This window comes from Pseudomonas tritici (genome assembly GCF_014268275.3).
GTDB lineage: Bacteria > Pseudomonadota > Gammaproteobacteria > Pseudomonadales > Pseudomonadaceae > Aquipseudomonas > Aquipseudomonas tritici.
Genome location: NZ_CP077084.1, coordinates 3,916,417 through 3,930,276 on the forward strand (window position 1 = coordinate 3,916,417; position 13,860 = coordinate 3,930,276).

General features: G+C 58.1%; 13 protein-coding genes and 1 pseudogene. 7 read left to right on the forward strand and 7 right to left on the reverse strand.

Annotation, left to right across the window (positions count from 1 at the left end; all coding sequences use genetic code 11):
• Positions 1-291 precede the first annotated feature (291 nt).
• Complete coding sequence (locus HU722_RS17585) at positions 292-2,109, forward strand: sigma-54-dependent Fis family transcriptional regulator (protein WP_065872116.1); 1,818 nt, start codon at positions 292-294, stop codon at positions 2,107-2,109.
• Here the strand turns inward: HU722_RS17585 and HU722_RS17590 are convergent.
• From HU722_RS17590 to HU722_RS17605, 4 genes are all read right to left on the reverse strand, one after another.
• Positions 2,106-3,038, reverse strand: coding sequence for a FecR family protein (locus HU722_RS17590; RefSeq protein WP_065872115.1), 933 nt, complete (start codon positions 3,036-3,038; stop codon positions 2,106-2,108). The two genes, HU722_RS17585 and HU722_RS17590, sit on opposite strands and share 4 nt — an antisense overlap.
• On the reverse strand, positions 3,035-3,577 hold the full coding sequence (locus HU722_RS17595) for a sigma-70 family RNA polymerase sigma factor (RefSeq protein WP_065872114.1): 543 nt from the start codon (positions 3,575-3,577) through the stop codon (positions 3,035-3,037). Before HU722_RS17595 ends, HU722_RS17590 begins: the two co-directional genes overlap by 4 nt.
• 126 nt (positions 3,578-3,703) lie before the next feature.
• Positions 3,704-5,815: a TonB-dependent receptor family protein gene (locus HU722_RS17600; protein ID WP_065890788.1), complete on the reverse strand. Its 2,112-nt coding sequence runs from the start codon at positions 5,813-5,815 to the stop codon at positions 3,704-3,706.
• Positions 5,816-5,959: 144 nt separating this feature from the next.
• A complete protein-coding gene (locus HU722_RS17605) occupies positions 5,960-6,229 on the reverse strand; it encodes a hypothetical protein (protein WP_065872112.1) in 270 nt (89 codons plus the stop codon).
• Positions 6,230-6,469: 240 nt separating this feature from the next.
• Between HU722_RS17605 and HU722_RS17610 the strand changes: the two genes are divergently transcribed.
• From HU722_RS17610 to HU722_RS17620, 3 genes and pseudogenes are all read left to right on the forward strand, one after another.
• Positions 6,470-6,751, forward strand: a complete 282-nt coding sequence (locus HU722_RS17610; RefSeq protein WP_065872111.1) for a hypothetical protein — start codon at positions 6,470-6,472, stop codon at positions 6,749-6,751.
• A gap of 54 nt (positions 6,752-6,805) precedes the next feature.
• Positions 6,806-6,898: pseudogene (locus HU722_RS29085) on the forward strand (DUF2256 domain-containing protein); the annotation flags it as partial.
• Positions 6,899-6,989: 91 nt separating this feature from the next.
• Positions 6,990-8,807, forward strand: a complete 1,818-nt coding sequence (locus tag HU722_RS17620) for a sensor domain-containing phosphodiesterase (protein WP_065872110.1) — start codon at positions 6,990-6,992, stop codon at positions 8,805-8,807.
• Here the strand turns inward: HU722_RS17620 and HU722_RS17625 are convergent.
• Complete coding sequence (locus HU722_RS17625) at positions 8,758-9,507, reverse strand: hypothetical protein (RefSeq protein WP_065872109.1); 750 nt, start codon at positions 9,505-9,507, stop codon at positions 8,758-8,760. The genes HU722_RS17620 and HU722_RS17625 overlap by 50 nt on opposite strands.
• A 476-nt stretch (positions 9,508-9,983) precedes the next feature.
• The gene (locus tag HU722_RS17630; protein WP_065882052.1) at positions 9,984-10,301 is read right to left on the reverse strand and encodes a hypothetical protein; all 318 of its coding nucleotides are present in this window, start codon (positions 10,299-10,301) and stop codon (positions 9,984-9,986) included.
• Positions 10,302-10,643: 342 nt separating this feature from the next.
• Between HU722_RS17630 and HU722_RS17635 the strand changes: the two genes are divergently transcribed.
• From HU722_RS17635 to HU722_RS17645, 3 genes are all read left to right on the forward strand, one after another.
• On the forward strand, positions 10,644-11,045 hold the full coding sequence (locus tag HU722_RS17635; protein WP_065946311.1) for a hypothetical protein: 402 nt from the start codon (positions 10,644-10,646) through the stop codon (positions 11,043-11,045).
• Positions 11,046-11,273: 228 nt separating this feature from the next.
• The gene (locus HU722_RS17640) at positions 11,274-11,705 is read left to right on the forward strand and encodes a glycine zipper domain-containing protein (RefSeq protein ID WP_065872107.1); all 432 of its coding nucleotides are present in this window, start codon (positions 11,274-11,276) and stop codon (positions 11,703-11,705) included.
• A 228-nt stretch (positions 11,706-11,933) separates the two neighbouring features.
• Positions 11,934-12,797: a sensor domain-containing diguanylate cyclase gene (locus tag HU722_RS17645; protein ID WP_065890834.1), complete on the forward strand. Its 864-nt coding sequence runs from the start codon at positions 11,934-11,936 to the stop codon at positions 12,795-12,797.
• Positions 12,798-12,955: 158 nt separating this feature from the next.
• Here the strand turns inward: HU722_RS17645 and HU722_RS28900 are convergent, their stop codons facing one another.
• Positions 12,956-13,453 carry a YuaE family lipoprotein gene (locus tag HU722_RS28900; RefSeq protein ID WP_225930637.1) on the reverse strand — a complete coding sequence of 166 codons (498 nt, stop codon included), beginning with the start codon at positions 13,451-13,453 and terminating at the stop codon, positions 12,956-12,958.
• Positions 13,454-13,860 lie beyond the last annotated feature (407 nt).

Genomic DNA, 13,860 nt, shown 5'->3' on the forward strand with positions numbered 1-13,860 from the left:
TGATGCGCAAGGAAATGGCTTAAATGGGATGTTCAGGAGTGAACAGAAATGAACAACGCAGGCTGAACAACTGAACACTCAGGGCCTTGACAATGAACAGTTCTGAACAACACTCTCATCACCAACACAGGACAAATGTGGGAGCGGGCTTGCTCGTGAATGCGGTGTGTCAGTCAATACATAGGTCGACTGGTCCACCGCTTTCGCGAGCAAGCCCGCTCCCACATTTTGATCCGGTTTCTTCAGGTAGATTGTGCAAGCCCAATAACAATAAAAACGAAGGTCGCCCCCATGGCCGAACCCTTGGCTCACGACACCCTTATCCAGGAATCCTGGCGCCGTTGCCGCGCCTTCGGCCTGGACCACCAGAGCACGCCCAGCTTCGACCAACTGCCCGCCGAGGGCATCAGCCAATTGCTCGAAAGCCAGCACTCGCTGGTGCAAACCACCCATCAGGAAGTGCTGCCCTACTACGAGAACATCCTCAGCAACTCCAATTGCCTGATCATGTTGGCTGACAACCAGGGCCAGGTGCTGACCAGCTGGGGCACCCAGCGTTTTATCGAGCCCAAGCTGGCTCGGGGCTTCAACCCCGGCGCCAGTTGGATGGAGCGTTCCAGCGGCACCAACGCTATCGGCACCGCGCTGGCCTGTGCCCAGGCGGTGCATATCGAACACGATGAGCACTTTCTCAAGGCCAACCGCTTCATGACGGGCTCAGCGGCGCCGATCTTTGATGCCCAGCGCGAGATCATCGCGGTGCTGGATGTGTCCAGCGACAGCTACCTGCCGCCCTCCCACACCCTGGGCATGGTCAAGATGATGAGCCAGACCGTGGAGAACCGGCTCATCCTCAACCTGTTTCGCGGTGAACATTTCCAACTGACCTTTAACACTGGCTTGAGCAATCTGGATAGCCAGTGGGCCGGTCTGCTGATTTTTGATGAGAGCGGCCAAGTGCTGTCGGCCAACCGTCGCGCCGACAACCTGTTGGGCATCAGTTTGTCGCGGGTGATGATCGACAGTTTGTTCAAGGTGTCGTTGCTGGAGTTGTTGAACCAGCCGGAGGGGTTGCCCTTCTCGCTGCAAGCGGCGGGACGCAACCGGTTCCAGTGCGTGTTGAAGCGGCCTCAGCAGATGCCGGTGCAGGCCCGCGTATTCACGGAGCCGGTGCCGGCCAAACCCACGTCGATTGGCCTCAAGACCCTGCATTTTGGCGATGTGCGCGTGGAGAAAGCCGTGCGTCAGGCCGAGCGCTTACTGGAGAAGGACATCCCCCTGCTGATCCACGGTGAAACCGGCGTGGGCAAGGAAGTGTTCGTCAAAGCCCTGCACCAGGCGAGCTCACGCAGCCAGAAAGCGTTTATTGCGGTGAACTGTGCCGCGATTCCGGCAGAGCTGGTGGAGTCGGAACTGTTCGGCTACGAAAAAGGCGCGTTCACCGGCGCCAATCAAAAAGGCAGCATCGGCCTGATCCGCAAGGCCGACAAGGGCACGCTGTTCCTGGATGAAATCGGTGATATGCCGCTGCCGACACAGGCCCGCCTGCTGCGGGTATTGCAGGAGCGTTGCGTGCAGCCGGTGGGCAGCAGCGAGTTGTTCCCGGTGGATTTACGCATCATTTCGGCCACCAACCGCACGTTACGCGAGCTGGTGCAGGCCGGGCGGTTTCGTGAGGATTTGTACTACCGTATCGGCGGCCTGACGCTGGAGCTGCCGCCGTTGCGCGAGCGTACGGACAAGCAGGCGCTGTTCCAGCAACTGTGGCAGCAACACCGCGAGCCGACCCAATGGGCGGGCCTGAGCGCCGAAGTGCTGGCGCTGTTCGATCAGCACCCTTGGCCGGGGAACTTGCGCCAGGTCAGCAGCGTGTTGCAGGTGGCGCTAGCCATGGCCGAGGAGCAGCCGATCCGCCCGGAACACCTGCCGGATGATTTTTTTGTGGATTTGGACATGGCGGCGCCGCGGCCCGCCAGTGACGAGCTGGACGACAGCATCGACCTGAACCAGCGCTTGAAGGCTGCCGGCGGGAATATTTCCCACCTGGCGCGCGAGCTGGGCGTGAGCCGCAATACCTTGTACAAGCGCCTGCGCCAGAACGAAGGCTAGCGCGGCTTGACCACCACCAGCAGGTCGGTGAAGTACTCCACTTGGATCGGCAGGTTATCCGCCAGTGACGACAGCGCCGCCGCCGTGTCATCCAGCTTGAAGACCCCCGATACCCGCAGGTTCTGCAGGGCCTGAGGGTCGAAGCGCAGCATCCCGTGGCGATAGCTGGCGAGGGTTTGCAGCACCTCGCTCAGGGGTTGGTCGTTGACTTTGAGCAGGCCGCGGGTCCAAGCGTCCGGGTCGGCATCGGCGATGGCTTGCGGCGGCTGGGCGCGGCCGTGGTCAAGGACCGAACGCTGGCCGGCCGTGACCTTGACCCCCTCGCTGGCTTCACCTTTGACCGCTACGCTGGACTCGATCACCGTGACGACCGTGGTGCCGTCTGCCGCCCGCTTGACCAGATAACGTGTACCCAATGCGGTGGCCGTGCCTTGGTCGGTGCGCACCACAAAAGGCCGTTGCGCATCCTTGGCCACTTCGACCCAGAGTTCACCTTGCAACAGCTCTATCACGCGTTGATGCCCGTCGAATTTCACGTCGACTGCCGAGTTGCTGTTGAGCTGCAACTGGCTGCCGTCTTCGAGGGCAATCTGCCGGCGCTCGCCGACGGCGGTGCGCTGGTCGGCCATCCAGACCGGCACGTGTTGCAAGCCCAGCCAGCTGCACAAGACCACGCCGAGCAAGCCCGCCACCTGCGCACCACGCGGACGTTGCGGGGTAAACGCGCGGTTCAGGGCAACACGGGCGGGCTTGGCGGGCAAGGTGTCGAGGCTGCCCCACAAGGCGCGCATGCGTTCAATGGCCACGGCGTGACGCGGGTCGGCCTGGCACCAGGCATTAAACGCGTGACGGTCGGCGTCGCTGACGTCCTCGTCGTGCAGGCGGGTCAGCCACTGCGCCGCTTGCTGGATGATCTGCTCGGTGCTCATACCAGCGGGTCTGTCGGGTGCAGGCTGTGGTAGCAATGCACCAGGGCGCTGGAGATGTAGTTTTTGACGGTGCTGGAAGAGACGTCCAGGCGCGTGGCGATTTCGCTGTAGGTCAGCCCATCCAGGCGACTCAACAGGAAGGCTTCGCGGACTTTGGCAGGCAGGCCAGTGAGCATCTCGGCGATGCGTTCCAGGGCTTGCAGCGCCACATGAATCGCGGCTGGGTCGGGCATGCCGGCGTCTTCGCACTGGATCACCAACGCCTCCATGTAGGCTTTTTCGATACGGCGACGACGAGCGCCGTCGATCAACAACCGCCCTGCCGTGGTGGCCAGGAAGGCGCGGGGTTCCTTGATAGTTTGCGGTTCGGCCAGCATCAGTACGCGGATGAACGCGTCATGCGCCAGGTCGGCGGCATGCTGGGAGCACCCAAGTTTCTTGCGCAGCCAGCCGTGCAACCAGCCGTGGTGCTCGCTGTACATCGCCGTGAGAGTCTGCTGCCGGACGGAGTCGCCCAGCGCGGCGGGAATGTCATGCATGCGCAAAAAGATCTCAAATGGGAAGTGTTACCAATTGCGCAAACAATGCCAGTAAATCGGTGTAGGAGCAAGGGCCTGTCCCTCTCTGAAAGTAGCCCCGATCAAATGTGGGAGCTGGCTTGCCTGTCAGCGCCAGCTCCAGGAGACGCCGGTGTAGATGCCGCGGCCATCCGCTGGCGTCGAACGCGCTACATCCTGGCCCTTGTCGTCATAGCCCGGCGTGACCGTATTGGCGTAACGGCGGTTGGTGAGGTTGCGCAGGTCGACCCAGGCTTGCCAGTCTTGCTTTGGCGCGTCGTAGCCAAAGGTGGCGCCGAGGATGGTGTAGGACGCAGCGTAATAGGAGTTGGCGTAGTCGACCGCCACGCGCGAGGAATATTCGCTATTGAGGCTGGTAAAGAAACCCGTCGGGTGGCTGTAGCGCACTTGCGCCTGGTAGTAGTGCTTGGGGATGCCGGGCAAGGTGTTGTCGCCGAAACGGTCGTCGTCGCGGTAGTGGAAGTCGCTGAAGGTATAGGCCTGGCGCAGGGAGAGCTGGCCGTTGCGGCCGCCGTCCCACAAGGGGCTGAGCAGGCTCACTTCCAGGCCTTGGTGCACAGTGGGGCTGGCATTGGCTTCCGCGATAATGGCATTGCTGGTGGACGTTTGCGCCTGGGTTTCCACGGTGAGCAGTTCGTGGCGCACTTCAGAGCGGTACAGCGCCAGGTCCCATTGGCCGAGCCACGCTTCGCCACGCCCGCCGATTTCCAGGGTGGTGGCGGTCTGGTTTTCCAGGCTCACGCCTTCGCGCGCCAAACCTTTGGCCGGCCCACTCGTGAAGTATTTGTTGGAGCCCCAGATCATCGACCACGCGTGCGGCGGCTCGACCGAGCGGCTCAGGTTGCCGTACACCTGCAGTTGCGGATTGAAGTCATAACGCAGGCCGATGCGCGGCGCATAGTCCCAGTCGTGCTGGCTGAGCGGCGCCTGGCCTTCGGGGTAGGTGACCTGGGTTTCGCGCCGGGTGTAGATCGCGGCCAGGCCGGTCGTCAGCCACAGGTCAGGGACCAGCTCCAGGTCGTTGCCGATATGCAGCACGGTGTCGGAACCCAGATAGCTGTAGTCGCGGGTCTTGGTGCCCGGGGCGTAGCCAGCGGTATTGACGGCGGGCGTGCGCACATATTCCGCAGCGCCGTTGTTAGGCATCGCTTGGGTAGTGCGCAGGCCCAGCGTGGTTTTGCTGTCGTGGCCGAACAGCGTGTCCTGGCGGATGTAGTTGAGGGTGCCGCTGACATCGGTGTAGGCGACTTTAAGGCGGTTGGTGCCTTCGCGCAGGTCCATCGGGTAGTCGTGGTAGGCCAGCCCGACTTCGACCCGGGAATTGTCGTCCAACTGCAAGGTGGTCTTGTTGGCGATCCAGGTGGAGCCCGGTTGCAGGCGCTTGGAGTCGCGGGCGGCGTTGAGGCTGTTGGCCGCCCGCGGGTCATGGCTGATTTGCGCGCGCGTGAGCTTGCCGGGGGTGTCGTTGGTGGTTTCGCGGTAGCGGAAATAAAAGCGGGTTTCCAGGTCCGGGTTGAAGCGGTAGCCGAAGTTAGCGGCCACGCCCTTGCCGGTGGCGGCGCTCTGGTGCTGGTAGCCGTCAGACGCGGAGTCGGTGAGGCTGATGTAATAGTCGGCATCTCCCAAGACCTGGCCGGAACTGATCTCGCGCTGGGCGTAACCCTTGCTGCCCGCCTCGTATCGCACCTGCAACTTAGGCGCATCGTAGCCCGTGCGGGTCACGTAGTTGACCGCGCCACCGAGGGCCAGGGCGCCCTGGTCAAAACCATTGGCGCCGCGCAGCACTTCGACGCGGCTTTGCCACAAGGGGTCTTTCAGCTCATAGGGGGTGCCACCAGGCCCGGTCAGTGGCAGACCGTCGAACATTTCATACAAGCCGGAGGCATGGGAACCGGGGCTGCGGTTCAGGCCAGAACCGCGAATCGAGAGTTTCACCCCTTCATTGTTCGCTGCCTTGGCGTACACCCCGGCCTGGTACTTGAACACGTCTTCGTTGGTGCTCACCCGCCCCTGCTGCACGCTGTTCATGTCGATGTAGTTAGTGCCGCCGGGGACGTTTCTGAGCTGCGCCTGCGCCATTTCACCGGCGCTGGCTTCGCTGCCGGTGACTTCGACCGGGGCCAATTGCAGGTCTTCGGCGTGCACCAGTGAGCTTAACGTCAGGGCGGCAAACAGGAACGGAGGGTGGCGCAACAGCATCGGGCAAGTCCTTGGAATTCGGGGGCACGTGGTGGGAAGACTGAGACGCCCGCCAGGTCACTCCCTATTAACGCACCAGCCCCTTCACAAAACAGCATCAACTGTAGCTGGTTCGCAGATACTGTCATTTCGGACGCAAAGAACTCAGCCGCCAGGTTCGCCTAACGTCCGCATCAATTCCTCTGCTTCTGATCCTGGAGCAAACCTGAACCCAACCATTTCATCAGTGTCGAGAATTTCGCCCAACGTTCTCAATACCTGCGCCTCAGTGGGCGATTCACGCAGTAATTTGTGCGCTGGCAGCAACAACTCGGAGGAAACACCCTGAGCGCTTGCCGCGTCGATTACCGCGAAGAGGATAAAGCGCAGGCGTATTTCGCGTTCAGTCGGCCAAACCGTTTTTCGCTTACCCATCGTGAAGGCTTCACTTTCAGAAAAATCCGAGGCTATTGCCGGCAGACAGGTGTTTCAAGCCACGGGGTGCAAGATAGGCCGCCTCCTACATGCAAAAGTGAAACCCCCTACTGGCAGATAGGGCCGGCCATCCGGTTTTCTCTAAGGCCTTGCATAACCGGCAATCACTCCGTGGAAACCTCTGGGTCAGGCAGGAGGTCTACCGCCTGAATCCGCCCGCTAATTAAAGGAAGCAATCTCATGTCTCAAACTTATCAGGGCACTGCCAGTGTGTTGTTGGCTTCTCGCCACTTGGGCGTGGAGCCAGACGAGTGCTTGAACGAAAATGTGACCGTGCGCCTTTCGGAAAGCGGCACGCCGACCATCGCACGCCTGGAAGTCGATCAGCCCGTACAGTGGCCAGGACACGCTAACCACGTGGAAGTCAGGCTGCCTGATGGCAGCGTTGTGAAGGGTGTGATCGTGGAAATCAACCGTCAGGCTGAACACGCCGCATGGTTGACGTTCAGCCTGGACGATTGACGGGATGGCGTCGTCAAGGCGCCGCTTTCAAGCGCGTCGTAAGCCGCAAGATAATGCTGGGACGAGGTGCGCTATTGCTCCGAGCGGTGTCGACGAGGCAAGCGCCCGCTTCCACCGCCGGCACAAGGCTGCAACCCTGCACAATGATTTGCTATTGTCTTGATAGATAAATAGGTAATCCGGTAGGACACCGTAGCTGATAGGTTTCAGGCAAGTCTACGTATACGCAGGGGTCAACATGGACGAAGCAACTCCGACTTCAGACTATGAAGTACAACGCTTGCAGCGCGTCGCAGCCTTGTGCGCTCGCGATGCCGAACACGACGACGCCTTCGAAAAACTGGTCGCGATGACCTCGAACTATTTCGGTGCGCCCATCGCGCTGATTTCAATCATCGATGAGCATCAGCAGTGGTTCAAAGCACGCATCGGCATTGAAGAAGAGCAAACCGCGCGCGAAATTTCATTTTGCGCCTATTCGCTGTTCGACCGGGTACCGCTTGAGATTCTCGACTCGCACAACGACGAGCGCTTTATAAACAATCCGATGGTCACCGGCACGCCCTACATTCGGTATTACGCCAGTGCGCCACTGATGACGGCTGACGGCTTCTCGCTGGGCAGTCTGTGTATCATCGACACCGTGCCCCGCGAGCCAATGAGCGAGCGTGATTTTTCCATGCTGGTGTATTTCGCTGAGCTGGTGATGATGCACATCACTGGCGCGCGTGCTCGCATTTACATCGACCAGCCTACCGGGCTGTTCAACCGCCTGCGGTTTGAGGAAGACATCCGCCAGGCAGCGGCGACGTCCGAGCATTTTCACGTTTTTGCCGTTGATATTGTCTCCCCGGCCTTCTTGAACAACGTGGTCAAAGCGCTCGGCTACAACTTCGTCCAGGACCTGATCCTGGCGATCAAAGCACGTTTGCACGCGCTGCTGCCCAGCCAATGCCTGTTATATAAAATCAGCCCGACGCGCTTCGGCTTTTTGTCAAAAGGCAGCGTGCCTCTGGAGGATGTGTGCGCCGGGATTCTTGAAGATTTTCATACCCCCGTCGAGTGCCACGGGATCCCGATTCTCATGCATGCCGGTATTGGTGTCCTGGCAGTCACCAGTGGCGAGCCGCAGGATTGGATCAGGCTCGTCGTTGCCGCAGCGGACGACGCCAGGGACAGAAACCTGGGGTGGTCGCTTTATCAACCGCACATCGATGCGGCGCAGCAGCGTGCTTTTATGCTCTTGAGTTCGTTGCCGGACGCTATGCGTGCCCGTCATCAATTAAGCCTGGTATTCCAGCCGAAGATCCAACTGCCGCAGGGTGAATGCAGCAGTGTCGAGGCATTGCTGCGTTGGGAGCATCCGCTATTCGGCGCGATCTCCCCTTCGGAATTTATTCCCTTGGCGGAAACAACCGCGCTGATGCATTCGATCAGTTTTTGGGTACTCGACGCAGTCCTCCATCAGGCACTGTCCTGGAAACAGCAAGGGCTGGTGATTCGCATCGCCATGAACGTCACCGCGGGCGACCTGGAAACACCGCGATTTATCGACAAGATGATCGATGACATCCACAGGCTCCAACTCGACCCTGCCACGTTCGAGCTGGAGTTTACCGAAAGCGCGTTGATGACTGATGCAGACACGGTCAGCCGGCAACTTGAACGAGCCCGCGGATACGGCATAGGCGTTGCTATTGATGACTTCGGCACGGGCTATAGCAATTGGACGTACTTGCGCCAATTGCCCATTGATTCGGTCAAGCTGGACCAGTCATTGATCAGCAACATAAAAACCCATGAAAAAGATGCGCGTCTGGTCAAAACCCTGATCGAATTGGCAAGGGGACTCAGCTACAAGGTAGTCGCAGAGGGCGTGGAAAACGCGGATACCCTCGAATTGATCACTCAATGGGGATGCTCGGAGGCCCAGGGTTTCTTGATCTCCAAGCCAATGGGGGCAGACGCCCTCGCCGATTGGTTTCAGGCAGGCGGCTACCGCACGATTACTGCACCGGCAGAAAATTCATCAGCAACAAGCTCTGCGCGTAGTTGACACCTATGCGCCGGTAGCGCTCATCGAGCATCTGGGTCAGCAGATCGAGGCGAGCGACAATCTTGCCGAACTCCACCGCGAAACTCAGGTTGCTGCCCTCCTCCGATATCTCGTTGGAAAACAGCAGCAACACCCCATTCGCATCCTGGCGCTTGCTCAGCAGCCAGGTGGCCTTCTCGATATTGCGCGCAGCATTGCTGACGAATTCAGGGTTGATCGCATCGGTGATGTAAAACTCCGTGCGCCCACCGTGAGCAGTCACGATCATGCTGCCGATGGCATAGATAAAAGCGCCGACGCGGTCGCCTTTGAATTCCGGGCTCAAGGAATAGCTCAGCGCCGCCAAGTCACGGCGCTCCCCCAGCGCTGGAAGGGATCGGCGTTGCTCGATGGCCTGGCGAATCTCCCGCGCAGCGGTCACCGCATCCGGGTAACCCGACTGACGCCACTGGCTGGGATTACGCAGATAGAGCTTGTTCATGAGCAAATACAGGCTTTGCAAATTGTCGCGCATGCCCAGTGTTGCCATGCGATCGACACTGGTCTGGAAGAATTCATCAGGTTTGCCATTGCTGAACTGCTTGGCGATATCCCGACCCTGTTGCTGGCTGCAACCGCTGGCGCAGAGCATCAGCACGGCAGCCAGCAGCATGGGCTGGCGTAGCCGTCGAATATTGAAACGAGGAAACGTGCGATCCATCGGCACCCGATCTGGCTCATCTGCCCACGCGGGAATCGGCGGGGCTGGGACAAGGATAGAGCTAAGAAATCAAAAAAAGTGCAATGGCCGTGGCTAGATAGTTGTAAGCAGATACCGTCCGGCCGGTGAACGGGCTCAAACGTGAAGAATTTTTTTTAGGCTCTATACTGTTTGCAACAGCTGCGTGTGTTGTTGGCGATCCAGGGTGGCATTTCAACCTTTGAACGGCTTGGCGCGTTTTTCTATATCGCCCCGGCATACTCACCAGCAGCTGTACATGAGGGAGACGGCAATGAAACATCCAATTCGCGCTCAAATGGTTGTTCAGGTGATTTGCCTGCTTTCGGTGGCTCAGCTTTTTTGTTGAGCGGCGTGTGACTGCCTTCACATTCAGCTGCAGTTGCGGCAGTGAGAGGTATTGCCAGCTATAAGCCATCATCTGGCCCGACAGTCGATTGCCGGGCCAGAGCGTGCAGCTATAGCAAGATCGTGGACAACATACCTAAGGCGCCCAGGCAAAACCCGATCAATGCGCCTCGACCGGGGAACTCCTGAAACAGCGCCCAGATTACGATAGGCTCCAGCAGCAATAAGGAGGTAACGGACACAACCGTCACCACCCAAATGTCACCGACCGCAAGATACCCCAGCCAATAAGCCCCCAGCAGACAAAGCCCGGCAAAGCACATCAACACAACAGGCATGATGAAAGCGTGCCATGAGCCGTCGCCCGCTTGAGCTAACTTGGCGGTCACCACCTCACTGTAGATTGCACAAAACTCACCGATGATCATCAACCCTAGAGCAGAAACTCCGAGTAGTTCTTTGGACATATCAAAAACTCCTTCGTATTCAACGCAATATTCTTCAACTCCCAGTGGGCAATGCCGCTGCCCAGAGTTTCGTTGCAGTGAGACGAAGCAGCCTTGAACAGGCCTGAATTACCGAAGTGCTTTTCCATGCTCATGTCCTTTATAGAAGGTGAGGCTTTAGCGACCAGATGAGGCGCTCGGCCTGATCATACGTTTCGGCGGGCATCAGTAACAACCTTGGCCGTGGAACCGCCGCAACGGCCTGTTTATTTCTCGGTGTTTGTATAAGCTTGCCGTTCGTTTTTTCGGGACCAGGAAAGGTAAATGAGTGACGACAATGGAAAGCGCTTGCTGATTAACCAGAAGCACATTTGCATGGCTGCAATCTCGCTGGTTTTCTCCTGCACCTGTGTTGCCGCAGACACTTACTCGGAGCTGAGCACGCCTGATAAATCGGGATTCATGTGGGGGCAGGTCTACCAGCATACAAAAGCCGCATGTGGCACTCTCCCGCAAGACCTTGAAGACGATTACGCGAAGGCGATCCGATTCCTTTCAGAGGCCAGCCCAGAATTTGGACCGACCTTTAAGGACGGCCTGAAGCCCAGCCTTAAGAAGGCGCCTCCAAAATCAGCCGAGGAACTGGAGGACGTATGTGTCAAAGGTCAGACAGGCCTCAGAAACCAAGTGAAACTCGCCAGATACTGGTTTACCGAAAAATGGTGAGTGTGGAATAGCGAGACGGCGAGAGTTGCTATCAGGCGCTACTTTCAGTGCCTTCCACCGTCTATGCTCGTGAGGTCGGCATCTGCGTTTCAATGTCAGATTTAATTTCGCGAGTCGGGGGCCAGCATGCTTGCCATATGCCGCCCGCGCAGAACTTCGAGCTTTTGTTTTAATCCCAAGCGTGCTTTAAAGATTAACGCCTGCTGACAGCCCATAGAGGTTCACAAAATGAAAATGACACTACCCGCCCTGGTGTTGGGTGTTCTGATATCGCAAGGAGCGATAGCCGCCGGTGATGGTACAGCCGCTCTTGGAGGTGGCGTTGGTGGTGCACTTGGCAATATCGTCGGCCAACAGCTTGGCGGCTCAACGGGTGCAGCGGTAGGCGCAGGCTTAGGGGGGGCCGCCGGTGGAGCAGTCGGTGCCCAGAAGGGTAAGAGGACAGAAGCTGCGATAGGCGGCGGAGTTGGCTCTGCGGGTGGGTCACTTATAGGCAATCGTCTGGGCGGCACAACTGGTTCGACTATCGGAGCGGGTCTCGGTGGCGCTGCAGGTGGCGCGCTCGGCAACAACCTGGCGGATGATGAGAGCAATCATCGATCTGACGGGAAAAAGCACAAAGGCAACAATAAGCACAAGCATAAGAACAAGCGCCATTGATGAGCCATGGCTCGTGCTTGCAGTAGGCGCCAATAAATGCAGACGCCGTTTGGCGGGTCAGCTTAGCGAACAAGTGAGGGGCTGGGCCTGATCATATGTGTGAGCACCTGTTTTGAATAACCGGGGTTCGACGAGTATGAACGGTATTAAAAACTCGCAGGACTCCCCGCCGCCGCCCGTCATGATTGGGCTATGATCAGGCCATCTGAACCGGACGCCCAATGCCCCATGCCCGTTGACCTACAAGCGCTCTATCCAAAACTGATCCACTTGATGCTGGATACGGTATTCGTCGTCGACAGCGACAACCAGATTGTCTTCGTGAGCGACGCCTGTGAGTCACTGCTCGGCTACCGCGCCGAAGAGCTGATCGGCACCCTGATCATCCACTACATGCACCCTGAAGACCTCGCGCGCACCCGCGCCTCAATAGTTCGGGTCATGAATGGCCAAGCCCACGTCGACTTCCGCAACCGTTATCTGCGCAAGGATGGCAGCGTCGTACACATTTTGTGGGCGGCCTTCTGGTCCAAAGAAGTCGGTGCGCGGATCGGTGTCGCGCGGGACGTAACGGCGCTCACCCAGGCCGAGGAAGAGTTACGCTTCCTCGCCCATCATGACCCGCTGACGGCCCTCACCAACCGATCGCTGTTCAACGATCGGCTCGACAGTGCGCTGCAAAGTGCACAGAGCCATGACCGGAGCTTGGCGTTGCTGTTTCTGGACATCAACGACTTCAAGTGCATCAACGATGTGCATGGTCATGCCATGGGCGATCGCGTGCTCTGTGTGATTGCACGACGGCTAGAGCGCTGTGTGCACGAAGGCGATCTAGTGGCCCGGATGGGCGGTGATGAATTCACGGTACTGATCACGGATATCCAGTCGCCGGATGCGGTTGCCGGGAAGGTGGCGCAGATACTTGCGGTCATGGCTGAGCCACTGGGAGCCGAGTTTGGCGGAGTGAAAATGCCGTCTTGCAGCGTCGGCGTGGCGTTTTATCCGGAGGATGGAGAGGATGCGGATACGCTGTTGAGTCATGCGGATGGGGAGATGTATCGGGTGAAGAGGCTGCGGGTTGCGAGTGAGTGAAGATATGAAGTACACCGTAGCGTAGGGTCTCGCAACCCGCGTCGGTAAAGAGCCAATGCCCCGACGAGTCGGGGCATTGGCTTTTATGGTCTTGGATAAATCAAAGGGCTTTTCAGCCTTACGGGTGAAGAACCGCTTGCTGACCATCATGCACGAGGCTATTTGGCTTGGCGAAGCACAAGTTCCGATAGACGGGTCTTAACGCGGAAGCAGAACTCACGAATTTGAAATTGATAAGCGGGCATAACCATGTAGTTCAAGTCAGGACCTAATGAGTCTTTGATTTCCATATATTTAGCGGTCTTGGCAGCAATGGCTTGGTACTCCGCCTCGTATTTAACGTAAGACGCTTTGTTGTAAACCTTCAAAACGTCCAGTTCTTTACGGCATTGCTCTGCGCGATTTTGGTTTAAGTCTGTTTCTGATTCTGACTGAGCAGCTTCCGCAGAGGCAGGGACGTGGGAGTCAGCACTGGTGCCCGCAGGTGCAGCCTCATATCGCACAGTCCAATTAGGTGGTGTCGAAGACGCGACTTCAGGGGGGGCTTCCTGGACGACGGCAGGAGGCGGAGTCACGTTAGATTTTTCTGGCGTTTTCGTAGCGCATCCAGAGAGGGCAAGTCCTACCACTACAGCGATGCCACACAGTTTATACATCGGTTTCACCAAGACGTAATTATGGTTGGCTGAGTCGTTAGGTTCTGGGTAAAAGTAATAACTCACTCGATGATCGAGTATAAATTTTCTACCAGACTCAAGGCGCTCAGCCTCTCTTCCTTGAGTGCGCAGGTGAGTGATAATAGTAAAAAAACAAAGAGATGACGAGTAAAAGCTCGTCAGAAAAGCCACAGATTTAACGGGACAATTGCGGTGGGTCCAAGCTGAGCATGGACCCTCATTGTGCCGTGTTCGGATCGCAGGGCAAGATGAGGCGACTCATGCAATAGGTGCAATCGCCAAGCCTTTCAAATAGGCAACGTTTCGGAACGCCTACGAAAAACCGTGTTCCGCCACCAAACCCCAGAAACACAAAAGCCCCGCTTTCGCGAGGCTTTCGTTTGAAT

Bases quoted from the DNA above. Each gene is read 5' to 3' on its own strand.
- HU722_RS17640 (WP_065872107.1), top strand. From the start codon at position 11,274: ATGAAAATGACACTACCCGCCCTGGTGTTGGGTGTTCTGATATCGCAA.
- HU722_RS17595 (WP_065872114.1), bottom strand. From the start codon at position 3,577: ATGCATGACATTCCCGCCGCGCTGGGCGACTCCGTCCGGCAGCAGACT.
- HU722_RS17610 (WP_065872111.1), top strand. From the start codon at position 6,470: ATGTCTCAAACTTATCAGGGCACTGCCAGTGTGTTGTTGGCTTCTCGC.
- HU722_RS28900 (WP_225930637.1), bottom strand. From the start codon at position 13,453: ATGTATAAACTGTGTGGCATCGCTGTAGTGGTAGGACTTGCCCTCTCT.
- HU722_RS17605 (WP_065872112.1), bottom strand. From the start codon at position 6,229: ATGGGTAAGCGAAAAACGGTTTGGCCGACTGAACGCGAAATACGCCTG.
- HU722_RS17635 (WP_065946311.1), top strand. From the start codon at position 10,644: ATGAGTGACGACAATGGAAAGCGCTTGCTGATTAACCAGAAGCACATT.
- HU722_RS17620 (WP_065872110.1), top strand. From the start codon at position 6,990: ATGGACGAAGCAACTCCGACTTCAGACTATGAAGTACAACGCTTGCAG.
- HU722_RS17585 (WP_065872116.1), top strand. From the start codon at position 292: ATGGCCGAACCCTTGGCTCACGACACCCTTATCCAGGAATCCTGGCGC.
- HU722_RS17600 (WP_065890788.1), bottom strand. From the start codon at position 5,815: ATGCTGTTGCGCCACCCTCCGTTCCTGTTTGCCGCCCTGACGTTAAGC.
- HU722_RS17590 (WP_065872115.1), bottom strand. From the start codon at position 3,038: ATGAGCACCGAGCAGATCATCCAGCAAGCGGCGCAGTGGCTGACCCGC.
- HU722_RS17645 (WP_065890834.1), top strand. From the start codon at position 11,934: ATGCCCGTTGACCTACAAGCGCTCTATCCAAAACTGATCCACTTGATG.
- HU722_RS17630 (WP_065882052.1), bottom strand. From the start codon at position 10,301: ATGATCATCGGTGAGTTTTGTGCAATCTACAGTGAGGTGGTGACCGCC.
- HU722_RS17625 (WP_065872109.1), bottom strand. From the start codon at position 9,507: ATGGATCGCACGTTTCCTCGTTTCAATATTCGACGGCTACGCCAGCCC.